Genomic DNA, 25,574 nt, shown 5'->3' with positions numbered 1-25,574 from the left:
CGGACCGCTCACCGCATCAAAGCGGCGCCCCGCCGAATGCCTGGCGCTGCGCGAGCGACACGAAGGCCTGCGCATCGCGCGCCGCCTGCAGCACCGCTGCCATGCCGAAGAACTCGTGCGTCGCGCCCCGATAGTTGCGATGCTCGACGGGCACGCCCGCGCTGTGCAGCTTCTGTGCGAGCTTCTCACCGTCCGAGCGCAGCGGATCGATGCCCGCCGTCACCACCACCGCCGGTGGCAAGCGTGACAGATCCACGCTCACCACGTCGATCAACGGACTGGTGAGATCGCTCTCGCTGTTGATAACGTTATGCACGAACCACAGCATCATCGGCTTGTTCAAGGGTTTGGCGTTGCGGTTCTCTTCATAAGAGATCGACACGATGTTGTTGCTCGCCACCGGATAGATGAGCGCCTGGTGCATCGGCATGCGGATGCCCGTATTGCGCGCGCGGATCGATACGTTGATCGCCAGATTGGCGCCGGCGCTCTCGCCCATGATCGCGATCTTGTTCGGGTCGCCGCCGAGACTCGCCGCGTTCCCGATCAGCCAGCCCCATGCGGCGAACGCGTCGTCATGCGCGGCCGGCAATCGGTGCTCCGGCGCCTGCCGGTAGTGCGCGGACACCACGATCGCCCGGCTCTGCGCGGCCATTGAGCGCGGTGTGGCATCGTAGGTATCGAGATCGGCGATCACCCAGCCGCCGCCGTGGAAATACAGAATCAGCGGGAACGGCCCCTCGCCTTGCGGCGTGTAGACCCGCGCCGGATTGCTGCCGGCCGCGCCCGGAATCATGATGTCTTGCGTGCGCACCGCCTCCAGTTCCAGCGCAGGCCGCGCGCTAAACGCCGGGTCCTGCATCAGTTTTCTGACGGCGTCGGCGGGCGTGGGCTGCTGCCTCGCCTCCTCCACTGTGCAATCTTCGATGGGCTTCGAGTCGAGACTCTTGAGTGCGTCGAGCACCGCTTTCATGTCGGGATCGGCATGTCCCGTTGGATCCATGCCGACCATGCCTTTGATCGTATCGCCGAGTGTCATGTCCATGCTCCTGCAGATAATGAGGGGCACGGGCTCATCGGAGGCTTTCATGATTGGCGCTCGACAACCGTGCATGCGGTCAATTTCAGCAAGCGCTATACCTGTGAATGGCATGCAATGCGGGCGACGGCTGCGTCACTGCCCCTTCGTACCGCTGCTCGCATCGGCGCCCGGCATATTGGTCGAATCGGCTGCCGGCTTCGTCTTCGACGACTTCATGTGATGCTTTTTCGTTGACTTCGAATGCGCCATCGCACCGGATGCCTGCATGTCGCCGCCCTCGCGGGTCGCGCCGGCATCGGTGCCGCCATTCGGATCGTTGCCGGCCGGACCGCCCCCGCCGCCCCCGCTGCCTTGCGCCATCGCGATCGAGGAAGCGGCGAGCAAGGCCGAGATGAGGACTGCACTGCGAGTCTTGTTTCTGAAGTTCATGACTTTCTCCTGTGCGAAAAGAAGCGGGTTGCGCCAGCCGGTTCAGCCAGATACGCCTACCTCGCCCTTGTTTCAGCAAGGGGTGTGCCGCGAGTCATGAAATACTTCGAACATGCAAGACCGTGTGCCGCACTGGGCCAGCTTTACGGCTCGCATACCACCAGAGCGTGCAACTCGTCGATATTGAACGGCTTGGCGAGGATCGCCACGCCCAGCCGACGCGCGCGTTCGAGTTCGTCGGCGTAGCCGGTCATCAAGGCGATCTTCTGCGACGGCCACGCGCTGCGCACCTTCTCCGCGAGGTCGATGCCGTTGAGCTTGCCCGGCATCTGGATGTCGGACAGCACGAGTTCGAAGCGCGCGCCGCCCGTGAGGACGTCGAGCGCCTGGTCGGCGGTTGACTCGTGGCGCACCTCGCAGCCGAAAGTTTCCAGCACTGCCGCCACGCCCGCTGCGACATCTTCGTTGTCCTCGACCAGTAGCACGACCCCGCTCGGCGCAGGAACCGGCGCTTGCACTGTCTCGGCTTGCACCGCCGACGTCTTCCGCCGTTCGCGATATCGCGGCAGATACAGCCTCACCGTCGTACCGCTGCCCGGCACGCTGTCGATCTTCGCCGTGCCGCCCGCCTGTTCGCACATCGAGAGCACCTGTGCAAGGCCGAGGCCGGTGCCCGAACCGCGCAGCTTGGTGGTGAAAAGCGGCTCGAAGGCACGCCGCACGACGGCTTCGGGCATGCCCTCGCCATCGTCGGAACAGGCAATCAGCACGTATTCGCCATCGGGCAGCAAGGTATCGCTGGCGACCAGCCGGTTGTTCTGGCAGCGAATCACAAAGCGTCCGCCGCGCGGCATCGCGTCGCGCGCGTTGACGGCCAGGTTCATGATCGCGAATTCGAGGTCGGTCGGATCGGTCAACACCTGCCAGACGTTATCGACCATGTTCAACGCGAGTTCGACGGTGTCGCCGAGCGTGGCGTCGATCAGTGGCGCGGCGGCGGGCAGCCACGTGGCAAGCTCGAGCGGCTGCTGTTTGAGCGGCTGCTTGCGCGCCACGCTCAGAAGGCGGCGCGTGAGCGATTCGGCGCTAGCGGTGGCGCGCTCCACCGCGAGCACTTCTTTCTCGACGTTGTTGAAGCGCTTGAGCCGCGCGAGCTCCGTGTTGGCGGAAACCACCATCAGCAGATTGTTGAAATCATGCGCGACGTTGGCGACGAGATTGCCGAGTGCGCCCATGCGCTGCAGTTGCCGGCTCGACGCTTCGGCTGACAGACGCATCGCCACTTCGCCCTGCCAGCGTTCCCACGCGCGGCGCTCGCCTTCCAGTTGACGCAGCGAGTAGAACACCAGCAGCCAGATGGCGATGCAGGGCACCGCCGTCAGCGCCGCGATCATGATGAAGTGCTGCCGCCATGCTTCACCGATCGACGAAGTCGCGTAGGCGCTCATCACATAGAGCGGATAGTCGCCGACGCGGCGAAACGCCAGCAGACGCTCCACGCCATCCACCGTCGAATTTAGACGGACGTGGCCGGACAGTTGTTTGTCGCGCAAGGCCTGCGTGAATTTGCTTCGCGGGCTGGGCTTCGAGCCCGCCGGCCACGGCGGATAGCGCACCAGCAGGTTGCCGTCCTGGCGATACAGACCCAGCGCCAGCGACGCATCGCCGTGGGTCAGCTCACGATAGAAGCGCGAGAAGTACTCGTTGCGCAGCGCCACCGAGACCACGCCGAGGAACTGACCGTCGGCACCCGATCGGCCCGTCGCGGTAGTGAACACATCGGTTTGCGAGACTGGGCCGAACATCGGTAGCGAAAAATACGGTTGCGGGCGCATCGCTCTCGCGCCCGTGAAGTCTTCGCGCTGGGCGATCGACATGACGGGCGCCGGAAAAGTGCGGCTCGACACCAGCAGGTCGCCTTTCGCGCCGAGCAGATAGATGGACACGACCTGCGGAAAGTCGCCGCCGATTCCACGCAGACGATCGTGCAACATCGCTTCGCGCGCGCGGATCTGCGCGTCGTCGTCATTGCCGAGCAGTTCCACGATGCGCGAGGACATCTGCTGGTTCAGGTCCAGCACCTTGACCGCCTGTTCCTCGGCGACGCGCGCGAGCCGGTCGATCATGTCGTTCGAATCGGCGATCCGGCGCTGGTAATCGAAGTAGCCGTAGCCCGCGAGGCAGATCAGAGGAAACACAATCGACACGGCGAGGACGATCAGAAGCATGCGCCGTGTCGCCGCGAAGTTGCGCGTCGGCATGGGGAAATCGACTGCGGCACGTTCTGCACGCTGCACGGTCAGGATCTCCATGAAAGGTCAACACAGGTCAGGAACGCGCTGGCACGGCATGCTCGTCGCATGTTCGTGCGCTATTTCCTTTTCCGGAATTTACCGCACTTCCACCGTTCTCCATAGTGCGACGGGCGAGGAATCCGCGCTTGTACCGGTGTACGCGCGTGGGCACATGGATTGCTGAATGATTGTAGTTCGGCGAACTGAAAGGCGTGCTGCAGCGCGGCGTGATGATGCGCGTCGCGTCGCGCCGCCTGCGCCGCTATTTGCTCATTCAACCGTCCGCGAGGAACCGGCCATGCCCACGACTGCCCGATGCGTCGCTCAGCTCTCGCAACTGCGAACCGACCGCGCTGAACGTGTCGTGGTGAACGACGAAAAGATTCTGCTGGTGCGCGACGGCGATACCGTGCGCGCCTATTCCGCCGATTGCCCGCACGCTGGCGCGCCACTCGAAGAAGGCGCGCTCTGCCACGGCCGGATCATCTGCCCGTGGCACAAGGGGACGTTCGACGTCGCCACCGGCAACGTGATCGAACCGCCCGCGCTGGTCGCGCTCGATCGCTATCCCGTGGTCGTGACCGGCGACGACGTCATGGTCACGCCAGAAAAAATCCCCCAGCCGGCGCGCAATGCCAGCGCGAAGGAACCGCACTACGTAGTGATCGGCGCGGGCGCGGCAGGCGCAGCCGCTTGCGCGGCCCTGCGCGAGTGTGACTTTGGCGGCCGTATCACGCTCATCGGCGATGAACCGCATGCGCCCTACGATCGCACGTCGCTGAGTAAATTCGTCCCGTCCGGCGAAATGGCACCCGGCGACGTACCGCCGCTACTCGCGCCGGACTGGCTCGAGCGGCACGACGTCGAACGGATTGTCGGGAAGGTTGCGCGGCTCGATGTGCCCAGCCGCACGATTCATTTCGAAAGCGGTGGCGAACTGACTTACGACACCGCCTTGCTCGCCACCGGCAGTGTGCCGAAGTTGCCCCCCATTCCCGGCGTGGAACTTGGCGGCGTACACGTGCTGCGCAGTCTCGACGATGCCGCCGCGCTCGTCGACGCCATCGGTGACGACGTCAGGCAGATCCAGGTCGCCATTCTCGGCAGCAGCTTCATCGGACTGGAAACGGCTTCCGCGCTGCGCAAACGCGGCACGCAAGTGACCGTCATTTCGCCGGAGAAAGTGCCGTTCGCCAGGCAGTTCGGCGAGCGCGCGGGCGCAATGTTCCGCGCGCTTCACGAGAGCAATGGCGTGGTGTTCCGGCTTGAAGCGAAGGTCACTTCGCTCGAAGGCGAAGAAGGCAACGTGCATCAGGTGATGCTCGAAAACGGCGAGCATGTCTCCGCCGACATCGTGCTGTTAGGCACGGGCGTTACGCCTGCCACGGGTTTTATCGAAGGCCTGCCGCTGCAAAAAGACGGCGGCGTGCTCGTCAACGCGGGCATGCAGGCTGCGTGCGGTCTCTACGCGGCAGGCGATATCGCCGTGTTTCCGTTGCATGAAGATCAGGAACCGGTGCGCATCGAACATTGGCGCGTCGCGCAGCAGCATGCGCGCATTGCCGCGCAAAACATGTGCGGCGCGCGTCATCGCTACGTCGGCGTGCCCTATTTCTGGACCTATCACTTCGGCAAGAACTTCGAATATCTCGGCCATGCCAGCGAGTGGGACGAGATCGTGACCGATGGCGACCTCGATCGCCAGCAATTTGTCTCGCTGTACGTGAAGAACGACAAGGTGGTCGCTGTGCTCGCCTGCGAACGCGAAGCGCAGACCGCGCGGTTGATCGATGCGATGAGATGTGGCATGTCGCGTGCGGATGCAATGGCAATCATCGGCGGCGCATCGTGCGTCACCCAATGAACACCTCGTAACCCCTGAAGGAGAAAACGCCATGACAGAACACAAGGAAAAGCACCCGCACTCGAACAAGAGCGAAAAGCAGATCGACAAGCAGGTCGAAGACAGCTTTCCCGCGAGCGATCCGCCTTCGACGGGCGGCACCACGAAGATCGTCCCCGACAAGGATGCCGCTTCGAAAGACAAGTCGGCCGCCAAAAAACCCGCTGGGCACTAGGCCGCGCTAAGTGGAGGTAAACCGCCCGGCCGCGCTGCCGGCGGGCGGTTTTTCTACTGTTTTCTCGTGATGTATCGCACCGATCAGGCGCGCTGGTATTTGCGGCGCAAAGGCGTCGCCGAACAAAGAGGACGACTTTCAGTGGAAACGCGGCGACTTAACCGTTGACCAAGATGGGTAGTTCTTCCACGGTCTCGGTTCTCGCCGTCTCGACACGCCGGCAAGCTGCGAGAATTTCCTGCAGCGTGCTCGCATAGCACTCCGCCCCCATCGCGCTTTGCAGATCCGCACTCCACTTCTCCGTATCCTCCGCCGCCCACAAGCCGACCACGATCGACACCTTCGGCAATCGTGCACGAATGCGCCTGACCAGATAGCGCAAATGCGACGGAATGCCGTCGATCTGCAAGTAGAGAATACAGACAATGCCGACATCGTCGGCGTCCAGCTGGTCGATCGACGCGCGCGATGCGGCCTCATGCGGCAACGCACGTGACGTGAACCCGTGCTTACCGAGCAACTGCAACAGGATCGTTGTCGCTAATGCGTCGAGCGGGCCGCGTCCGGGAATGCACAACACGCGGCTGCTCGCCGCTAGCGGCGACTGGTTCGCTGCACGTTCTTCTCCCACATTGGCTGGAGTAACGGGCCGTGGATTCGCTGCTACAGTTTGTGCACCATTGGAGGCGTCAGAAGCAGAAGGCGCCAACGGCCCTGCCGCACTCCAGTTTTCGGCTGCGGCGGACGTCGCTGGTTCGCGGTCCTCGTAACCGTCGAGGCCGTCCACGAGGTCGTTCGTCGTCGCCTCGATGCGAGCAAGTTGCGCCGCCGTGACACTGCCGCGCACGACGTCGTTGGCCGCGAGTTGCAAGCCCTTGATCGCGACCTCGTCGTAGTAGGACGACAACGAGCGCTCGCGCAGCAGGAGTTCCGCTTGCTCGATCGCTTCGTCCGGGTCGCCTGCTAACGCACGCTGATAAAAGTTTTCGATGGGCGTCAGCGCCGGCTGGTCGCCCAGCAGCACATCGAGAAATTCGAGGCGCCGCACATGCCGGCCGAGCACGAGCAGGCAAAGCGTCAACGGCGTCGACAGAATCAGTCCTATCGGCCCCCAGATCCAGCTCCAGAAAATCGCGGCCACCACCACCGAAAACGGCGAGAGCCCCGTGCTGCGTCCATACAGCAGCGGCTCGACGATCTGCCCCACCAGCACTTCCACGGTGACGAACAGCGCCAGCGACCAGATCGCCATCGCCCAGCCGGGACTCACGGCGGCGGCGAGCGCGGTGGCCAGCGTCGCCGAGATCCAGATGCCGACGTAAGGCACGAGTCGCAGCAGCGCCGCGAGAATGCCCCACAGAATCGGACTCGGCACACCGATCATGAAAAGCCCCGTGCCGATTATCACGCCGACGCCCGCATTTAGGCCGAGTTGCGAAACGAAGTAACGACTCAAACGTCGCGCGGCTTCGTCCATCACCGTGGTCGTGCGGTGCAGGTCGCGCGAGCCGAACAGACGGATTGCACGGTCGCGTAAGTCGTCGCGTTGCAGCAGGATCACCACCATCACGACGAAAACGATAAACGCCGTTTCGAGCGGACTGATAGCAGGCGACAACACGCGCCTCGCGAGTTCGAACGGCGTCGGCACCGGCTCGCGCACTTCGACGGGCACGGCGGCAGGGGCACTGGGTGTCGAATGCGCATTGCCACGGGACGCCGGGCCAGGCTGCGGCGCAGGCGGCGGCTCGACCGTCGCGCGTTGCAGCGCCTGGCCAGCCGCGCTGGCAAAGCGGTCCAGTTTGCCGATGGTCAGGCTGTGCGCCGTTTCCATCTTCTGTTCGATGGTCGCCTGATAACGTGGCATGCCGGCCGCGAGATCGGACAGTTGCGTGGCGATCACTGCGCCGAGCATGACGATCACCGATACCGAGATCACCACTGCGGCGAACACCGACGCCACATGGCCGAGCCGCAAACGCATCAACGCATTGGCGAGCGGCGCGACAAGGAAGCTGAGCAGGATGGCGAGCGTCATCGGAATCAGCACGGCGCTCGCGAAGTAGAGGCAAGCGACCACCGTGACGCCCACCGCAAGCGCGATCAGGTTGTCGAGGCCAAAGGCCGTGGCGGGAGCTTGAATGCGGGCGGCCGGCCTCACACCGCGCGGTTCGGGTATGTCCTTCATTTGGCGCAATCTGTCCGGTTCCGTTCGGTTTCCGTTTTTGTGCGATAGCCAACTTACTTCAAAGGCTCGCCAGAGACTGGTCCACTTTCTACCGGCGGCGCTTCCTTCTCTATCTCGACGCGTGCCTGATCCCAATACTCGTCGGGCGTGCCCTTGGGATCGTCGGCCTGCTCCCACAAGTAATAAGCGCGCATGCGAATCTGTTCCTCTTGAGAGGCTTGTTCCTGTTCCATTTGATCACCTCGGTTGAACCTGGCGTGGGCCGATATCGGCTGCGCTGCGTGCAAGCCGCTGCAAAAACAGCGGCTTACGCGCAGTCCCTAGCAATCGAGCAAGCGCTATACCCGGCAACGCGGGCTCGACAGCGTTTTACGCCTTGGTCCGTCAAGCTCCTGCGGTGGGTTCGCTTTCGTCAGTGGTGAGTTGCTCTTCGAGGCGGTCGAATACACGCTGCGTCGCGCGGTTCGGTGCGTCGAGCGCGAACAGCAGCAGGGAACGCCCCGTCACCTGATACGCGTCGCCGGCGCTGAACAGAGGTAACCCGGAGCGTACCGGCATGTTGGTATCGAGCAGGCAGGTCCACTGATCGCCCTCGGGAATGTCGGGCAGCGTGAAGTTGACGACATCGTGATGCGCATTCAGCACCAGCAGCAAGGTCGCGTCCGAAGCCGGACGGCGAATACCGCTCGCCTGTGCGCGGCCGTCGATCACGAGGCCGAAGCAGCGCATCGACGGATCGTCCCACTGTTCCTGCGAGAGATCCGTGCCGTCCGGCGAGAGCCAGCGCGCGTCGGTCACGTCCAGTGCCTCGTTGTATTCACCGATGATAAAGCGGCCACGCCGCAATACCGGCAGACGGTGGCGCAACGTGGTCAGATTCTTGACGAACTCAGTGAGCGCGCGGCCGTCGTCGTCGATGGCTTCCCAATCCACCCAACTGATCTCGTTGTCCTGGCAATAGGCGTTGTTGTTGCCCTTCTGCGTGCGGCCGAATTCGTCGCCGGCGAGAATCATCGGCGTGCCTTGCGACAGCAGCAACGTGGCCAGCAGATTGCGTTTCTGGCGCTCACGCTGCTGACGGATTTCCGGATCGTCGGTCGGACCTTCCACGCCCATGTTCCAGGACTTGTTGTCCGGGTGGCCGTCCTTGTTGTCCTCGCCGTTGGCGTCGTTGTGCTTGTCGTTGTACGAGACCAGATCGTTGAGCGTGAAGCCGTCGTGCGCGGCGATGAAATTCACGCTGGCCCACGGGCGGCGGCCGCGATGATTGAACCGGTCGCCCGAACCGGTAAGGCGTGTGGCGAGATCGGCCACCTTGCCTTCGTCACCCTTCCAGTATTCGCGCACCGTGTCGCGGAAGCGATCGTTCCACTCGGCCCAGCCGGGCGGAAAGCCGCCGACCTGATAGCCGCCGGGGCCGCAGTCCCATGGCTCGGCAATCAACCGCACGCTCGAGAGCACGGGGTCCTGCCGGCAACTGTCGAGGAAACCGCCGCCTTCGTCGAAGCCATGCAATTCACGGCCGAGAATCGTGGCGAGGTCGAAACGGAAACCGTCCACCTTCATTTCCGTCACCCAGTAACGCAGGCTGTCGGTCACCATTTGCAGCACGCGCGGATGCGACAGATTCAGCGTGTTGCCGGTGCCGGTATCGTTGATGTAATAGCGCGGCTCGTCGGGCATCAGCCGATAGTACGACGCGTTGTCGATACCTTTGAACGAGATCGTCGGGCCGCGCTCGTTGCCTTCGGCGGTGTGGTTGTAGACCACGTCGAGAATGACTTCGAGATTGTTGTTGTGAAAGCGGTCCACCATCTCCTTGAACTCGCCCACTGAATCGATCGACGACGCAAAGAAGCGCGGATCGGCTGCAAAGAAGCCGATGGTGTTGTAGCCCCAGTAGTTGGTGAGGCCCTTGTCGAGCAGGTAGCTGTCGTTAACAAAGGTCTGGACAGGCATCAGTTCGACCGACGTCACCCCGAGGTTCCTGATGTAGTCGAGCACGACCTGTTGCCCGAGTCCGGCGAAGGTGCCGCGCAGATTTTCCGGTATTTCCGGATGCCGTTTGGTAAATCCGCGCACATGGGTTTCATAAAAAATCACGCGCTCCCACGGCAATGCGTTGCGTTCGGGATGACTCCACGAAAAATTAGCGTCCACCACCTTGCACTTGGGCACGAAGGGCGCGCTGTCGCGCTCGTCGAAAGACAAGTCACCCTCTTCGGAATCCAGCGTGTAACCGAAGATTTCCGGCGCCCACCTGAGTTCGCCGATATGCGCTTTCGCATACGGATCGAGCAGCAGCTTGTTCGGATTGAAGCGATGGCCCTTCTCGGGTTCATACGGACCGTGCACGCGATAGCCGTACACCGCGCCCGGTTTGAGGTTCGGCACGAACACGTGCCACACCTCGTCGGTATATTCCGGCAGTTCGATGCGTTCGATTTCGTTTTCGCCGGTTTCATCGAATAGACACAGTTCGACCTTGGTGGCGTGCGCCGAAAAGAGCGCGAAGTTGACACCGCTTCCGTTCCATGTCGCGCCAAGCGGAAAAGGCGTGCCTTCCGCGATGCGCGTCGAGTAGTTGGCCTGGGATGACATAGTGGTTCCTGTGGAAGCAAGAGGCGCGGGCGCGCGTGTTTAGTGTAGGCAGTGGATAAGTCGATGCGAGAGTTTCCGGCCGCATGGAATGCACCATCGGAACGTCGAACAGCAAGCCCGCTGATTTAGCAAGTTCCGGACCTGAGAGGATTGACGCGGGTATTTGCGCGACGCGGCACAACTCTTGCAGCAAGCATGGCGAAAGCTGACTCAGTGAAGCGGCGCGGCATAAGAAGCGCCGCACATGTCATCAGGGAGAAAAACATCATGCAACGAATACAGATCAAGACGCTGGCCGCCACCGCCCTACTCTTCGCCACGCTGACGTCGTACGGCAACGCTTACGCTCAGGGCGCGCCTCAGGCCATTACGGAAAAACGTACGGATGTGGTTCAACTCGCAAGCGGCTACCGCGCGTCGAAGTTGAGTGGCGCCGATGTTTATAACAAGAGCAAGGACACAATCGGCACGTTGGACGATCTGATCGTCTCGCCGAGCGGCGACCGCAGCACGTACGCGATCCTGTCGGTAGGCGGATTCCTCGGCATGGGCAAACACCTGGTCGCCGTGCCGTTCAACGATCTGCAGATCAATAACCGCCGTGTGGTGCTGCCTGAGGCCACCAAGAAATCGCTCGAGGCGCTACCTGAATTCAAGTACGCGCCGGATTGAGCGAGGGTTCTGATTCGATTGACCGGCTGCAAGGGATCGGCCTTGCAGACCGGTTTGTGGCGCTGGCATCCGTAACCAGTCAACCTGTTCGGCACGGTTATATATTCAATAAACCTAAATAATTTGCGTGCCGCTTAGCTCTCGATACAGCAACACGATGATTGAAGTCACGCCTTCGACACTATGCGTTCGCTTCAATCCGCCGCGAATTCCATAATCGCCACATGGAGAATTTCTTTCAAACCGCGCGCAGCCTTTACGGCGGCCCGGCCGCATGCAGCGCCGCCGCCGATTCGAGCACCCGCAACAGACGCTCGGGCGTCAGCGGCTTCGCGCAATGCGCATCAAAACCAGCGGCCTTGGCACGTGCGCGGTCGTCGCGCGAGGCAAACGCGGTGCACGCCACCAGCAACATATGCGAAGTCAAAGCGTGGGCGCGCAGGCGCCGAGCCAGTTCGAGGCCATCCAGGCCCGGCATCTTGATGTCCAGCACCACCGCAAACGGCTGCCACTCGCGGGCCATCTCGCAGACGGCAAATGGATCCTCCAGCGCGCGGCACTCGAAGCCGTCGGCAACCAGCAACATCTGCAATGCCTCTGCCGCTTCGCGGTAATCGTCCACCACCAGGACGCGCCGATTCGAGGCCATCGCATATTGGATAGGCCGCCACACTACGACGTCTTCGTTATCGTCCATTCGATCGTCGAACGTCACCATCTTCTCCTTGGCTTTTTTCCCGTGTGCCACTCGCGGGCACTTCGGAACAGGCGCGCAAGATTCGCTCCTGACGCGCAGACAAAACTCATCGTTCGCCAGACGATGGCCCTCTAGTTGCGTCGCGTTCGCAGCGTACGCCTTACCTCATCACCTTAGCTCAGGCAATAAAATGCCGCTGGCTAAAAACCCTGCACCGTTTTAGGGATTTGTACTCAGCGGGTTATCCCGCACGATCGTCGATGAAGCCCTTGAGCATCGCCAGCGTATCGGCGTCGTCGATGTGTTTATCGGTACGCCAGCGCAACATGCGCGGAAAACGCACCGCCACGCCGGACTTATGACGCGGACTCGCCTGAATGCCTTCGAAGCCGATTTCGAATACCAGCGTGGGCGTCACGCTGCGCACAGGACCGAACTTTTCGATCGTGGTCTTGCGAACGATCGCATCCACCTGACGCATTTCTTCGTCGGTTAGACCGGAATAAGCCTTCGCGAAGGGCACCAACGTGCGTACGCCATTCGCTTCGTCCCACACCGCGAAGGTGAAATCCGTGTAGAGACTCGCGCGGCGGCCGTGGCCGCGTTGTGCGTAAAGCAGCACGGCATCGACTGCATACGGATCGATCTTCCATTTCCACCATGTGCCGGAAGCTTTGGTGCGCCCCACGCCGTACATTGATTCGCGTTGCTTGACCATGAGCCCTTCTACACCACGCGAACGGCTCTCGTCGCGTAACGCAGCAAGCGCCTGCCAGTCCGCTGCATGTACTAGAGGCGACACACTTAGCAGGTCGCGCGCGAGTGTGCCTTCGATTGAAACAGCTAGCGCATCGAGTTGCGCCCGCCGTTCGACGAGCGGCGTCATGCGCAGGTCCTTGCCGTGCGCTTCGAGCAGATCGTAGGCAAGCAGCGTGGCCGGAGAATCGGCGAGGATTTTTTTAGTCAGCGTTTTGCGGGCGATCCGCGGTTGCAGGCGCGCGAACGGCAATGGCGCCATGGCGCCCGGCTCCCACGCGAGAATCTCTCCGTCGATCACGAAGCCGTCCGGCAAAGCTTCGCCCAACGCCGCCACTTCGGGGAATCGATCCGTGATCAGATCCTCACCGCGTGACCACAACCAGACACGTCCACCGCGTTTGACCAGTTGCGCGCGAATGCCGTCCCACTTCCATTCGATCTGCCAGTGCGACGGATCGCCGAGCGTCGCCGGATCGGCTTGCAAGGGATGCGCGAGAAAGAACGGGTACGGCAGGCCGAGATCGCTCTCCTGCTGGTGCTCGCCGGGCTGCGTCTCGTCGCCTGTCGCTTCGGGCGCGATCAAACGCAGATAGCGCGCGGCATCGGGCTTCTGTTGCGAGTCGGTCCAACCGACCATGCGTTGCGCGATCCGCTTATGATCGACGCCCGCCACTTCCGCCAGCGCCCTCACCACCAGTTGCCGCGCGACGCCCACCCGAAACCCGCCGCCGATCAGTTTGGTCAGCAGAAAACGGCCGCCCCAATCGAGCTCGTCCCAGTAACCGATCAAACGCGTGCGCAACTCTTCCGGCGCCGCACCACGCAAGGTCAGCACGCGTTGCTCGATCCATTGCGTGAGACCCAGTTCCGAACTGCGTTGCGCGGGCGGCAGGATATGGGCGATGGTTTCGGCCAGATCGCCCACTGCGTGATAAGACTCCTCGAACAACCACGCCGGCAAACCCGCGCGCTCGCGGGCGATTTCGGTCAGTAGACGCGTCGGCACGGATTGGCGCGGTTTCCCGCCGGCAAGAAAATACGATGCCCACGCCGCATCTTCCGGTTCGGCCACGGTGAAGTAGCTGGTGAGCGCTTCGAGTTTGTCGTGCGTCGACGTGGTCGCGTCGAGCGCGGTGTAGAGGGCGGCGAAGCGTTTCATGCACGGCTCGACGGGTTGGCCGCGTTGGCCGGGTTAACCTGATCATCAGCTGACTCATCTGGCTCGGCCGTCTGATCGAACTCGAGCGGCACGCTGCCCGTCGTGGCGGTTTCATCCGCACCCGCGGCATCGGCTTCGGCTTCGACCGTATCGTCGCCATATTGCGTTTCAAACGCGCCGGCCTCAAGACCTTGCTCACGCAGCCAGCGCACCATCGGCTCGACCGAGCCATGCGTGACGATCACGCGTTCCGCGCCCGTCGCCTGAATGGCGGTTTGCAGGCTCGGCCAATCGGCGTGATCCGACAGCACGAAGCCACGGTCGACGCCACGCCTGCGGCGCGCGCCACGCAGACGCATCCAGCCCGACGCGAACGCATCGCTATAGTCGCCGAAGCGCTTGAGCCATGCGCTGCCCTGCGCGGATGGCGGCGCCACGATCAATGCCTGGCGGAACGCCGCCTTGTCCTTGACCGGTATCTCGCTCACGAGCCGCACCGGCGGCAAAGGCACGCCGGCGTCCCGATACGCGCGATTGAGCGGCTCCACGGCGCCGTGACAGAAGATCGGCCCAATGGCGGCATCGACACTCGCCAGCACGCGCTGCGCCTTGCCGAACGAATAGCAGAACAACACGGACGCGCGTCCTTCGGCAGCGTTATGACGCCACCACGAATCGACGCCATCGAACACGGCTTGCGGCGCGTCCCACCGATAGATCGGCAGGCCGAAGGTCGACTCGGTAATGAAGGTATCGCAGCGCACCGGCTCGAAGGCATCGCAGGTCGGGTCGGGGTCGAGCTTGTAGTCGCCCGAGGCGACCCACACGCGCCCACGATGTTCGATGCGCAATTGCGCCGAGCCGAGCACGTGCCCCGCCGGATGCAGCGACACAGTCGTGCCGTTGAGATCGAGGCGCTCGCCATACGCCAGCGTTTGCAGTGATATGCCAGGCAAACGCGATAGCAGCACACCCGCCCCCGCTCGCGACGCGAGGTAGTGCCGATGCCCGAAGCGCGCGTGGTCGGAATGCGCGTGCGTGATCACCGCACGGTCGACGGGACGCCACGGATCGATATAGAAGTCGCCAGGCGGACAATACAGTCCCTCCGGCCGCGCCACCACGAGGTCCGCGGGATCTGCTTCGTCAGAGGCTACTTCGTGAGAGGCTATAGTCAATGGCGGTTCCGATGGGAAGCGGGCGTGTGATATGGCACGGCGCGCTTGCGAGTGATAGATGTCTGTATGACAACTCGCGTTGTCATACGTGTTGAAGCATGTCGATGCAATCTCGATACAGCCGCCAAGCAAACTGCATTCCTGGCAAGCGTTGGCGTATCAGCGTGCAAGCGAAAAACTGCGATGTCAGCGTGGTTGCATTCTTGCTTCAGTATGTATAAGCAACAAGGCAAGCGCATCGGCAAAGCCAGCATTCCGGCAGGCCAGCCACGCGCGCTGTGAGGTCCCATGCAATCCATCATCGATGACCACGCGTTATATGTGGTGAAACATCCCGGCACATTCGCGCTGCAAACCTTGAAGGCCTTTCGCGCCAATCAGGGCTTGCTGCTCGCGGGCGCGGTCGCGTATTACGCGTTGTTGTCGATCGTACCGCTCATGATCCTGATCGTGATCGCCCTGTCGCGCTTCGTGCCACAGCATGTGTTGCTCGCGGCGCTCGCGCATCTGCTGCAATGGCTGGTGCCGGGCCAATCGAATGCGCTGGTGCGCGAGTTGGCCAATTTTCTCTCGCATCGCGCGGTGATCGGCTGGGTCTTGCTGCTGACGATGATCTTCTTCAGTTCGCTGGCCTTCACCGTGCTCGAGAACGCGATGTCGCTGATTTTCGTCCACCGCGTGGTGGTCAGGCGGCGGCACTTCCTGCTCTCGGCGATGCTGCCGTATTGCTACATTCTGTGTCTCGGCGTCGGCCTGCTGATCGTCACCTTCGTGTCGAGCGGACTCGAAGCGATCGGCGCCGAAGGCATCGATCTGTTCGGCCTGCATGTTTCGTTGCAGGGACTCTCGCGCATCGTGTTGTATCTGCTCGGCCTCGCGGGCGAGGTCTTCGTGCTGACCTCGATCTATATGGTCATGCCGGTCGGTCGCCCTTCGCTCAAACACGCGCTGTTCGGCGGCGTGGTCGCCGCCGTGTTGTGGGAAATTACGCGGCACGTGCTGGTCTGGTACTTTGCTACTCTCTCGCAGGTCAGCGTGGTGTACGGGTCGCTGACCATGGCGATCGTGATTCTGTTCAGCCTGGAATGGCTCGCAACCTTGCTGCTGCTCGGGGCTCAGGTGATTTCGCAATACGAACGATTCGGGCTCGAGCCGCTTGAGGCGCCGCAGCCCGACATCAAGACCGGTTGAGTGCTCGCCGCGATGCGCGTTACGGCTCGGCAACATGGCCTGGCGGCAAGACTGGGGTAACATTCTGCTGAATACCGGCCGAGGCGCACGCCTGGCGTAACCGCCGCTTTCACCCGGCAGGCTTCAGGACCCGACAATGAGCATCACCCAGCGCAACAACATACAGATTTCCGGCAACGGCAAACGGACCATGGTGCTGGCGCACGGCTTCGGTTGCGATCAGAGCATGTGGCGCTACCTCGCACCGTCGTTCCATGACGAATACCGGACCGTGCTGTTCGATCACGTCGGCAGCGGCTCGTCGGATCTGAGCGCCTACGACATCGACAAGTACGACTCGCTGGACGGCTACGCCAGCGACCTGATCGAGGTTATCCGCGAAGTGACCGACGGCCCGGTGGTGTTCGTCGGCCACTCGGTCAGCGCGATGATCGGCCTGATCGCGAGTCTCAAGGCGCCGCAACTCTTCTCCGCTCTTGTCATGGTCGGCCCGTCGCCCTGCTACGTGAACGACGGCGACTACGTCGGCGGCTTCTCGCGCGAAGACATCGAAGATCTCCTGCGCACCCTCGAAAGTAACTACCTCGGCTGGTCGAGCACGATGGCGCCGGCCATCATGGGCGCACCGGAGCAGCCGGAACTCGGCGTCGAACTGACCAACAGTTTCTGCCGCACCGACCCCGAGATCGCGCGTCAATTCGCGCGCGTCACGTTTCTCTCCGACCATCGCGCGATACTGTCGCGCACCACCACGCCCACGCTGATTCTGCAATGTAGCGACGACATCATCGCCCCGTGCGTGGTCGGCGAATACCTGCACCGCATGATTCCTGGCAGCACGCTGCATCTCATCGAGAACGTAGGCCATTGTCCGCATCTGAGTTCACCGAGCGCGAGCGCGGCCGCGATGAACGCCTTTCTCGAGCCGATGAGCCTGTAGCACGATGCAAAGCACGGACCACCCGCCACCCTCAGCCGACGCGTTGTTCGAGCACGCCGCCTGCGGCCTGCTCATCACCGATGCTAACGGCCGCATCCTGCGCGTGAACGCGACCTTCTGCGGCTGGCTCGGCTATGAGACCGCGGAGCTCGCCGGGGCGAGGCAAATCCAGGATCTGCTGAGCGCCGGCGGCAAGGTGTTCTATCAGACGCATTGGGCGCCGCTTCTGCAAATGCAGGGTTCGGTGGCCGAGGTCAAGCTGAACATGATGCATCGCGACGGCCACATGGTGCCGATGCTGCTCAACGCGGTGCGCCGCCGTCATGGCGACGTCACTTACCTCGAAGTAGCGGTGCTGATCGTCGCGGACCGTCATAAGTACGAGCAGGAGTTGCTGCTCGCGCGACGCAATGCCGAGGCGTCCGTGGCCGCGCATCAGCTCGCGCAGCGCGAGTTGCAGGAAAGCCGCGACGTGCTGAGCCTCGCCATGCGCGGCGCGCGCATGGGCGCGTGGTCGCATGAACCGAAGTCGGGCAAGTTCTGGTGGAGCCGCGAACTCGAAGCGCTCGCGGGCTACGCCGAAGGCCGCTTTGCCAACACGCCCGGCGGTTTTTTCGAACTGATTCATCCGGGCGATCTGATCGCGCTGAACGAGGCCGTGGACCACGCGGTGGAAACCGGTGACGACTATGTCGGCGAGTTCCGCTTTCTGCACGCGAGCGGCGACTGGTGCTGGATGGAAGGCCGCGGACGCGCCACTTACGATCGCCACGGCGAGCCGCTCACTATCTACGGCCTCGGCATCGACATCACCGAACGCAAGGAAGCGCAGACCGTCCTGCTGCGCCAGGCGGCGATCTTCGAGCACCTGAGCGACGCGATCGTGATCACCGATCTGCGCGGCAACATCACTGACTTCAACGTGGGCGGCGAACGCATGCTGGGTTATCGCATGCGCGAGATTCTGGGCAAGCCGGTCGCGCTCTTCCTGCCGCCGGAAGAGGCACTGAACATTCGCCGCGAAGCACTCGCGGCACTGGCTGCCGAAGGCACGTGGCGGGGCGAATTGCCGTTCGTGCGGCGCGACGGTTCGCGCGGCGTGTGCGAAACCGTCATTAAGCCGCTCGCCAACGCGCGCGGCGATATCTACGGCGCGGTCAGCATCAATCGCGATATTACCGGGCGACGGCACGCCGAACAGCAACTCACGCGGCTGAATCTCGAACTCTCGAAGGCCGATCGACGGAAGGACGAATTCCTCGCCACGCTCGCGCACGAACTGCGCAATCCGCTCGCGCCGATGCGCAACGTGCTCGAGATTCTCCGCCTGAAAGAGTTCGCCGATCCGCAATTGAGCTGGTCGCGCGACGTGTTCGACCGGCAACTACAACACATGACGCATCTGGTCGACGATCTGCTGGAAGTCTCGCGTATCACCCAGGGCAAACTCGAATTGCGCAAGCAACGTCTCGAACTGGCGCGCGCGATGCAATCGGCAATGGAAGCGGCGCGGCCGACCGTGCAAGCCTCGTCGCATCATCTGAGCGTGACGCTGCCACGCGAGCCGCTCTATCTGGTCGCCGATCCCACGCGCCTGTCGCAGATGATCCTGAACCTGCTCAACAATGCCGCCAAGTACACGCCGCCTGGCGGCAGAATCACGCTCGCGGCGGAGCGCGAGGGCGATGAAGCGGTGATCGTCGTGCGCGATTCCGGCATCGGCATTCCGGCCGAGCATCTGGACAGCGTGTTCGAAATGTTCTCGCAACTGGCTCCTGCGTTGGACCGTTCGCAGGGCGGACTCGGCATCGGCCTCGCGCTGGTGCGCGGCCTCGCGGAACTGCACGGCGGCACGGTCGCGGCCTTCAGCGACGGTCCCGGCAAAGGCAGCGAATTCGTGATCCGGCTGCCGGTAACGAAAACCGCGTCGCTGCCGTCCGATAGCGCTCCCGCCGAGGCGCCGCACGCGGGCGGCCTGCGAGTCGTAATCGTCGACGATAATGCGGACGCCGCCGACAGCCTCGCGATGGTGCTCGAACTCGAAGGCCACGAAGTGCGCACGGCCGGCGACGGTATCGCCGGTCTCGAACTGATCGGCGCATTCGCGCCGCAGGCGGTGATTCTCGACATTGGCTTACCGCATCTGAACGGCTATGAAGTGGCGCGGCGGATTCGCCAGGATTATTCGGACGCCGGCATTGTGCTGATCGCCGTCACCGGCTGGGGCCAGCAGCAGGACAAGCAGACGGCTCTCGCCGCGGGCTTCGACCATCACTTCACGAAGCCGGTCGATCCAGGCGAGTTGCAGCGGGTGTTGAGCCGGCAGCGGGTGTGAGCGATGAACGCGCCTTGTTAAACTGACGCGATTTCCGCCCGCCGCCCTCCCTTTATGTCCATCGACACCGCTGCCGCATTCGCTGCCCTCTCTTGCGAAACCGTTTCGCCACGCACTGGCACGCCTGCCCATGCTTGACGACGCTCAGGTCACACGCACCCTCGCCTCGCGCGGCATCGTGCCCGACGCGAGCCAGCGCGAAGCGATCGCCGCACTCGTCACATTGCTCGGCGCGAACGGCCGGCGCGCGCGTTCCAGCGCGACACCGCTGCATCAGGGCGTGTATTGCCATGGGCTGCCAGGGCGCGGCAAGAGTCTGGTGGTCGATACCGTGTTCGAGTTGGCGACCTGCCGCAAGCGGCGTCTGCACTTCCACGAATTTCTGCGTGAGATGAACCGGCGGCTCGTCAGCGAGCCGCGCGGCGACGACCGGCTCGGCTCGGTCTCGCGGCAATGGCTCGACGGTATCGAGCTGCTGTGCTTCGACGAATTCCACGTGCACGATATCGCCGACGCATTCCTGATGGGCCGCTTTCTCGATACCGCAATTGGTCTCGGCACACGCGTCGTGCTCACCTCGAACTACGCGCCCGAGGGCCTGCTGTCCGACCCGGAGTTTCACGAGCGTTTTCTGCCGACCATCGAGCAGATCAAACGCTGCTTCACCGTGATTCATTTCGACGGCGCGCGCGACTACCGTTTCGGCGGTGAAGAAGCGCAAGTGCCGCATTTCTTCGCGCCACTCGATGCCGCCAGCCGTGAGACATTGCTGCAGATTTTCGTGCGCTATGAAGGCAGCGAAACGCTGGATCCTGTCACGGTGAGCGCGGCGGGCCGCCCGCTTGCCGCACGCGCGGCGGGCGCGGCCTTACTGTGGGCGGACTTCGAGAAGCTGTGCGTGGCGAGCCGCTCGCATCTCGACTATCTGGATCTCGCCGAGCAATGGCATGGTCTGATCCTCGACAATCTGCGCACCGAATGGCTGACCACATCCCACACGCTGCAGCGGCTGATCTGGCTGGTCGATATCTTCTACGACCGCAAGCGCGCGCTGTTCATCGCGTCGGATGAACCGATCGAGGCGGCGCTCAACGGGCTGGAAGGCGCGCACGATCTGTCGCGCACGCTGAGCCGGCTCGCCGAAATGCAATCGCGCGCTTATCGCAACACGCTCGACGGAACGCGCGAGGTTTCGGGGGACACGCCAGCGGACGCCGTGGACGGTTCCACGTAAGTTAGGCGACCACGCAAACGGGGCGCTTATTCTGCAAATCTTGCAAAACAATCGCAAATCCTGCGTGCCCCTCTAAATCGATTCCGGCGAATTGTTGGCGCGATAGCGGCGACCCGCGAATTGGCGGTGGTGGATAAAAAAACCGGCGACTTTCATCAAGCCGCCGGTCTTTTACCGCGCACCTGTTCGTGCCTTCATTCCTGGCTGCGCTTGGACTGCACCCGCGCGATCTGCTGCTTCGCCGCTTCGTACACATGCTCCGGCGTGAAGCCGAACTTCTTCTTCAGATCGGCGAGCGGCGCGGACGCACCGAACGTATGCATCACCACCTGCGCGCCGAGACGGCCCACATAGCGGTCCCAACCGAGCGAGGCAGCCTGTTCGACGACAACGCGGGCGTCGACGTCGGGAGGCAACACCGAATCCTGGTACGCCTCGTCCTGGCGCTCGAAGATATCCCACGACGGCATCGACACCACGCGCGCCGCGATCCCCTCGCCCTTGAGCTTCTCGTACACGTCGACGCACACCGAGAGTTCGCTGCCCGTCGCCATCAGGATCACTTGCGGCTTTTGTCCATCCGCTGCATCGGCGAGCACATATGCGCCCTTCTGCGTGCCGCTGGCGGCGGCATAACGGCTGCGGTCCAACGTGGGCAACGCCTGACGCGACACGACGATGCACGACGGCCGCCGCGGATCCGACAGCGCCGCACGCCAGGCCTCGGCGACTTCATTGGCATCGCCCGGACGCAGCACGGTCAGGCCCGGCACGCCGCGCAGCGACGCCAGTTGCTCGATCGGCTGATGGGTCGGACCATCTTCGCCCACGCCGATCGAATCGTGCGTGAACACGAAGATGGACGGCACTTCCATGATTGCCGAGAGGCGGATCGGCGGCTTCATGTAGTCGCTGAAGATCAGGAATGTGGAGCCGTACGGCCGCAGATTCGACAACGCGAGGCCGTTCACCGCCGCGCCCATCGCGTGTTCGCGGATGCCGAAGTGCAGATTCCGGCCGCCGTAGCTATCGTGCTCGAAGCTGCCCGCACCCTCGAATTTCAGATTGGTTTTGGTGGACGGCGAGAGATCGGCCGCACCGCCGATCATCCACGGCACGCGCGCGGCAATCGCGTTGAGCACCTTGCCCGACGAATCGCGTGACGCGACGCCCTTCGGGTCGGCGTCGAACGTGGGGATATCGCTGTCCCAGCCCGCCGGCAATTCGTGCGCTTCCATCTGCGCGAATTCCCGCGCGAGTTCCGGCTGCTTCGTCTTGTACGCGTCGTACTGCGCCTGCCATGCCTCGCGCGCTGCCTTGCCGCGCGCGCCGATGCCCGCCGCGAAGCGCTCGTGCACGCCGTCCGGCACATAGAAGAATTTGTCTTCGGGCCAGCCGTACGCCTTCTTGGTGAGCGCCACTTCTTCGACACCGAGCGCTTCGCCGTGCGCCGCCGAGGTGTCCTGCTTGTGCGGCGCGCCCCAGCCGATGATGCTATGCACCACGATCAGCGTCGGCTTGTCGGTGATGCTTTTCGCCTCGACGAAAGCAGCTTCGAGCGCGGCCGCGTCGTTCGCATCGTTCACACGCAGCGTATGCCAGTTGTAGCCGTGAAAACGGCTTTCCACGTCGTCGCTGTACGCGAGGTCGGTATGCCCCTCGATCGTCACGCGGTTGCTGTCGTAGATCCAGGTCAGATTGGACAGCTTCAGATGCCCGGCTAGCGAAGCCGCCTCGTGCGAGATGCCTTCCATCATGTCGCCGTCGCCGCATAGCGCGTAGACGCGATGATCGAAGAGCGGCGCATCCGGCTTGTTGAAGTGGCTCTCGCACCAGCGCCCCGCCATCGCCATGCCGACGCTGTTGCCGAGCCCCTGGCCGAGCGGGCCGGTGGTGGTTTCGACGCCGGTGGTCATGCGGAACTCGGGGTGCCCCGGCGTCTTGCTGTCGATCTGACGGAAGTGCTCGATGTCGTCGAGCGAGACGGCCGGCGCGCCGGTGGGCTTGCCCTCGTCGTCCACCTCCTTCACGTTGGCCAGATGCAGCAGCGAATACAGCAGCATCGATGCATGCCCTGCCGAGAGCACGAAGCGATCGCGGTTCGGCCACAACGGCTGGTCCGGATCGTAACGAAGATGGTTTTGCCACAGATGATAGGCAACGGGTGCCAGTGCCATCGGCGTGCCGGGGTGACCGGAATTGGCCTTTTGCACAGCGTCCATCGACAGCGTGCGGATCGTGTTGATGCACAGCTGATCGAGGGCGGGATCGTTTTGCATGGGACACTCCTTGTTCGGCGGTTGAAGAGAGAGCCGGGACGCACTGTGTCGGCGCACCCGGCGAACCGTGTTACGTGGAAGAACGCATGAGGAACCGCTGCGAGGCTCAACGATGATGCGCCGATGCGCGCAAATCTGCACGGAGCGTTACACGCGGCGTCGGGCGGCCTCGCTGCGGGAAGCGGATCTTTCAGCGGGCTTGCGACTGGAACCCGTTCGGATCGGCGCGGACACGAAGGAAAAAACGGCGCGCGCCGGCATCAAGCTGCGCGCAGCCAATGCTCGACCAGGGGACCATGCCTGCCATCGATCGGATCCAGCGGCGGAAAAGGCAACGCCTCCATGGCCGCCAGTTCATCCGGCGTGAGCGCCTCGCGGCGGATGTCCCACTGCTGGCTTTCCGGATAACCGGCGACGACCCGGAAATGCCGCGCGAACGATTGCATACAATGGCCAGTGCCGGCCGGCAACAGGATCGCGTCGCCCGCGGATAGCGTCACCACCTTGCCGCCAGGACCGCCGATGATCACCTGCGCGGAACCGTCCGTCACGCCCAGTATTTCGTGCGCCGTGGCGTGGAAATGGTGATAGTCGAAGATGCCGTCGCGCCACTGCGGCGGCCACGCGTTGCCTTCAAAGAGGATCTCGAAGGCGGCCGCGAGGTCACCGCTGTCCGGCATGAGCGCGCGCCGGTAAATCACGACCGGCAGTGTGCGGTTGTTCGGCACCCAGTCGTGTGGCTTAAGCATGAAGGCTTCGTACTCGGTCTTGGCGGCGTCGAATCCATGCGTTGAATCGTTGTACATGGTTTGCTCCTTCGCGTCCTGCAGATCGCAATGCTCCCCTGAAGCCGACGTTGAAGACACTGTGCTTGCCGGCTCGGGCGATCTTTTCAGCGCCGCATAAAGCGCGCCTGCGTTCGCGTCCGCTTCTTTTCGAGCATTTTTGTGCGCGCTGCCGTGACGGTGGACGAATTTTGCAAACATATGAAGTATTGCTCGCTTGTGTGTCGCTGTTTGCGTGGCGCCGGCCGCGAGGGTCGATTGCCGCGCAAGCCGGTCAATCCTTGCGCTGCGATTCACGTCCGCCGCCTCCGGGCGGCTCCGCATGAGCGTCGGTGCCGAGCGGCACCTCGGCGGTTTGTGCCGGGCGCTCGTTCGAGCGCGGCGGATTGGTCGCCTCGTCCACACCGGTCTGTTCGACGGGTTCGATGCCGAGCGGGCTGGGTTCGACATAGTGCGTGCCACTGGGCTTGTTGCGCTGTTTGACTTCGTCCGTGACCAGCGCCTCCAGTTCGTCCTGCGGTTTGGTGTCCTGCATGTCGCTCTCCTCATGACGTCGGATATATCTTCGATGAAGCAACATCTGGTCCCTCTCCGTCAACAGGCCTAAAAGCACGTGGACGGCAGGCTGGGCACAGCCGTTGCGCCAAATCGAGTGAAGGTCTGGACCGATATTTGTAAAAAGGAGAACCTCATGACAATGACGACGATTCGCCTGTCAGATACCGAAGTGCAAGTCGAACGCACTTTGTACAAGTTCGCGCAAAAGAACGACGCGGACGCATTTCAGCGATGCCTCGGCGATACCTCGATCGGCAGTTGCTACCGCACCCATCCACCCCTCGCGGCGCATCCGACGATGCCTGACGAACATCCCGACGATCCGGGCCGCGGCAGCATAATCTCTCCGTCGCTCGGCGGCATGCCATAAGCAAACCCGTTTTTCCGGCGGCGCGAATGCGCCGCCTTCCATCACTTACCCGTCACTTCTCAGGGCTCGCGCGATCCGCGGCCACGATCTCCCGGCCATAGTCGATCGCGGCGCGGCGCGCCTCGTCGGCAGTCGCGTACGGCCCGATTTCGGGCGCGCCATCGAATGGAAACAGAATTTTTCTGTCCGCTTTTCTGACAACCTTCAGTCCACCTACGTAACGGCCGTCGCCTGTTCCGTGATAGCTGGCGTAAATCTCGAAGTCATCGTCAGCAACGTCGGCCTTATGTCGCGCCATTTGTCTTTCCCTTATCCCTGCACTTCAGTGCGTCATATTCGGTGATATCGCGGGGCGTCTCGCCGCTGTGACGTCACGAGCATGCTATGGTCGAGCAATAGCTGTTCCACACGGCGCGGGCCCGCATTTGCAGCGAATATGACCGGTGGCATGCCGGTTGCGATGGAAAGGTATGCACACCACGGGGACCACAATGACGAGCACGCATTGCATGCCGAGTCTGCATCTGCATACGCCGATGCCACCGGAAGTCGAGCCCGACGCGCCGCGCCCAACGAGCGATCCCGATTCGTCGCCGCCGCCGGACGACGTGCCGCCGAACGATCCGGACCGTGCGCCCGACGGCGATCCGCCTGCCAGGCCGCCGCCGGTCAGCGCCGCGTGATCCGGTCCAAAGCGGCTTTGCCCGGCGAAGGTCGTGGGGGATCGTTGTAAGCGCAAATTAATCCAGTGGTCCGGTAATTGCGGACTCTTCGGGCAAGCCGGC

Annotated in this window: 22 protein-coding genes; 9 read left to right on the top strand and 13 right to left on the bottom strand. The window is 63.0% G+C overall.

Translation table 11 applies throughout. From position 1 onward, the window contains the following. Positions 1 to 16: 16 nt before the first annotated feature. From HF916_RS19135 to HF916_RS19125, 3 genes are all read right to left on the bottom strand, one after another. Positions 17 to 1,039, bottom strand: a complete 1,023-nt coding sequence (locus tag HF916_RS19135) for an alpha/beta hydrolase (protein ID WP_168790426.1) — start codon at positions 1,037 to 1,039, stop codon at positions 17 to 19. Between the two features lie 135 nt (positions 1,040 to 1,174). Continuing rightward, the gene (locus HF916_RS19130) at positions 1,175 to 1,471 is read right to left on the bottom strand and encodes a hypothetical protein (protein WP_168790425.1); all 297 of its coding nucleotides are present in this window, start codon (positions 1,469 to 1,471) and stop codon (positions 1,175 to 1,177) included. Positions 1,472 to 1,614: 143 nt separating this feature from the next. Next, positions 1,615 to 3,783 (bottom strand): hybrid sensor histidine kinase/response regulator, encoded by a 2,169-nt coding sequence (locus HF916_RS19125; protein ID WP_168790424.1) that lies wholly within the window; start codon positions 3,781 to 3,783, stop codon positions 1,615 to 1,617. 280 nt (positions 3,784 to 4,063) lie between these two features. On the opposite strand from HF916_RS19125, the gene HF916_RS19120 reads away from it, so the two are divergent. Further along, positions 4,064 to 5,629 carry an FAD-dependent oxidoreductase gene (locus tag HF916_RS19120; protein WP_168790423.1) on the top strand — a complete coding sequence of 522 codons (1,566 nt, stop codon included), beginning with the start codon at positions 4,064 to 4,066 and terminating at the stop codon, positions 5,627 to 5,629. A 31-nt stretch (positions 5,630 to 5,660) separates the two neighbouring features. After that, positions 5,661 to 5,843 carry a hypothetical protein gene (locus tag HF916_RS19115; RefSeq protein ID WP_168790422.1) on the top strand — a complete coding sequence of 61 codons (183 nt, stop codon included), beginning with the start codon at positions 5,661 to 5,663 and terminating at the stop codon, positions 5,841 to 5,843. 157 nt (positions 5,844 to 6,000) lie between these two features. On the opposite strand, the gene HF916_RS19110 is transcribed toward HF916_RS19115, so the two are convergent. The 3 genes from HF916_RS19110 to glgX form a co-directional block, all read right to left on the bottom strand. Next, positions 6,001 to 8,031, bottom strand: coding sequence for an AI-2E family transporter (locus HF916_RS19110; RefSeq protein WP_168790421.1), 2,031 nt, complete (start codon positions 8,029 to 8,031; stop codon positions 6,001 to 6,003). Between the two features lie 53 nt (positions 8,032 to 8,084). After that, complete coding sequence (locus HF916_RS19105) at positions 8,085 to 8,264, bottom strand: DUF2934 domain-containing protein (RefSeq protein ID WP_168790420.1); 180 nt, start codon at positions 8,262 to 8,264, stop codon at positions 8,085 to 8,087. Between the two features lie 151 nt (positions 8,265 to 8,415). Further along, a complete protein-coding gene (gene glgX, locus HF916_RS19100; protein WP_168790419.1) occupies positions 8,416 to 10,632 on the bottom strand; it encodes a glycogen debranching protein GlgX in 2,217 nt (738 codons plus the stop codon). Positions 10,633 to 10,899: 267 nt separating this feature from the next. On the opposite strand from glgX, the gene HF916_RS19095 reads away from it, so the two are divergent. Beyond that, complete coding sequence (locus HF916_RS19095; RefSeq protein ID WP_206001912.1) at positions 10,900 to 11,304, top strand: PRC-barrel domain-containing protein; 405 nt, start codon at positions 10,900 to 10,902, stop codon at positions 11,302 to 11,304. A gap of 256 nt (positions 11,305 to 11,560) precedes the next feature. On the opposite strand, the gene HF916_RS19090 is transcribed toward HF916_RS19095, so the two are convergent. The 3 genes from HF916_RS19090 to HF916_RS19080 all read right to left on the bottom strand — a co-directional run bounded on the left by HF916_RS19090 (position 11,561) and on the right by HF916_RS19080 (position 15,097). Continuing rightward, positions 11,561 to 12,019 carry a response regulator gene (locus HF916_RS19090; RefSeq protein WP_431311431.1) on the bottom strand — a complete coding sequence of 153 codons (459 nt, stop codon included), beginning with the start codon at positions 12,017 to 12,019 and terminating at the stop codon, positions 11,561 to 11,563. 223 nt (positions 12,020 to 12,242) lie between these two features. Continuing rightward, positions 12,243 to 13,919, bottom strand: a complete 1,677-nt coding sequence (locus tag HF916_RS19085) for an ATP-dependent DNA ligase (protein ID WP_168790417.1) — start codon at positions 13,917 to 13,919, stop codon at positions 12,243 to 12,245. Beyond that, the gene (locus HF916_RS19080) at positions 13,916 to 15,097 is read right to left on the bottom strand and encodes a ligase-associated DNA damage response exonuclease (RefSeq protein ID WP_431311430.1); all 1,182 of its coding nucleotides are present in this window, start codon (positions 15,095 to 15,097) and stop codon (positions 13,916 to 13,918) included. Before HF916_RS19080 ends, HF916_RS19085 begins: the two co-directional genes overlap by 4 nt. Positions 15,098 to 15,385: 288 nt before the next feature. Between HF916_RS19080 and HF916_RS19075 the strand changes: the two genes are divergently transcribed. From HF916_RS19075 to zapE, 4 genes are all read left to right on the top strand, one after another. Then, a complete protein-coding gene (locus HF916_RS19075; protein ID WP_168790416.1) occupies positions 15,386 to 16,288 on the top strand; it encodes a YihY/virulence factor BrkB family protein in 903 nt (300 codons plus the stop codon). A 136-nt stretch (positions 16,289 to 16,424) separates the two neighbouring features. Beyond that, the gene (locus tag HF916_RS19070) at positions 16,425 to 17,228 is read left to right on the top strand and encodes an alpha/beta fold hydrolase (protein WP_168790415.1); all 804 of its coding nucleotides are present in this window, start codon (positions 16,425 to 16,427) and stop codon (positions 17,226 to 17,228) included. A 4-nt stretch (positions 17,229 to 17,232) separates the two neighbouring features. Further along, positions 17,233 to 19,563, top strand: coding sequence for a hybrid sensor histidine kinase/response regulator (locus tag HF916_RS19065; RefSeq protein WP_168790414.1), 2,331 nt, complete (start codon positions 17,233 to 17,235; stop codon positions 19,561 to 19,563). Positions 19,564 to 19,693: 130 nt separating this feature from the next. Beyond that, positions 19,694 to 20,797 carry a cell division protein ZapE gene (gene zapE, locus HF916_RS19060; protein ID WP_168790413.1) on the top strand — a complete coding sequence of 368 codons (1,104 nt, stop codon included), beginning with the start codon at positions 19,694 to 19,696 and terminating at the stop codon, positions 20,795 to 20,797. Positions 20,798 to 20,991: 194 nt separating this feature from the next. Here zapE and tkt read toward each other — a convergent pair whose 3' ends face one another. The 3 genes from tkt to HF916_RS19045 form a co-directional block, all read right to left on the bottom strand. Continuing rightward, a complete protein-coding gene (tkt, locus tag HF916_RS19055) occupies positions 20,992 to 23,076 on the bottom strand; it encodes a transketolase (protein ID WP_168790412.1) in 2,085 nt (694 codons plus the stop codon). A 260-nt stretch (positions 23,077 to 23,336) separates the two neighbouring features. Beyond that, complete coding sequence (locus tag HF916_RS19050; RefSeq protein WP_168790411.1) at positions 23,337 to 23,882, bottom strand: cupin domain-containing protein; 546 nt, start codon at positions 23,880 to 23,882, stop codon at positions 23,337 to 23,339. Between the two features lie 253 nt (positions 23,883 to 24,135). Next, positions 24,136 to 24,396 (bottom strand): hypothetical protein, encoded by a 261-nt coding sequence (locus HF916_RS19045; protein WP_168790410.1) that lies wholly within the window; start codon positions 24,394 to 24,396, stop codon positions 24,136 to 24,138. Positions 24,397 to 24,552: 156 nt separating this feature from the next. Here HF916_RS19045 and HF916_RS19040 point away from each other — a divergent pair, with 156 nt between their 5' ends. Continuing rightward, a complete protein-coding gene (locus HF916_RS19040; protein WP_168790409.1) occupies positions 24,553 to 24,789 on the top strand; it encodes a hypothetical protein in 237 nt (78 codons plus the stop codon). 52 nt (positions 24,790 to 24,841) lie between these two features. Here HF916_RS19040 and HF916_RS19035 read toward each other — a convergent pair whose 3' ends face one another. After that, the gene (locus HF916_RS19035; RefSeq protein WP_168790408.1) at positions 24,842 to 25,087 is read right to left on the bottom strand and encodes a DUF6723 family protein; all 246 of its coding nucleotides are present in this window, start codon (positions 25,085 to 25,087) and stop codon (positions 24,842 to 24,844) included. Positions 25,088 to 25,280: 193 nt separating this feature from the next. On the opposite strand from HF916_RS19035, the gene HF916_RS19030 reads away from it, so the two are divergent. Continuing rightward, on the top strand, positions 25,281 to 25,472 hold the full coding sequence (locus HF916_RS19030) for a hypothetical protein (protein ID WP_240975586.1): 192 nt from the start codon (positions 25,281 to 25,283) through the stop codon (positions 25,470 to 25,472). The last annotated feature ends 102 nt before the right edge of the window (positions 25,473 to 25,574 follow it).

Origin of the sequence: Paraburkholderia aromaticivorans (genome assembly GCF_012689525.1) — a bacterium.
GTDB classification, from domain to species: Bacteria; Pseudomonadota; Gammaproteobacteria; order Burkholderiales; family Burkholderiaceae; genus Paraburkholderia; species Paraburkholderia aromaticivorans_A.
The sequence above is the reverse complement of the archived record's forward strand: the minus strand, read 5'-3'. Positions and strand labels throughout refer to the sequence as shown.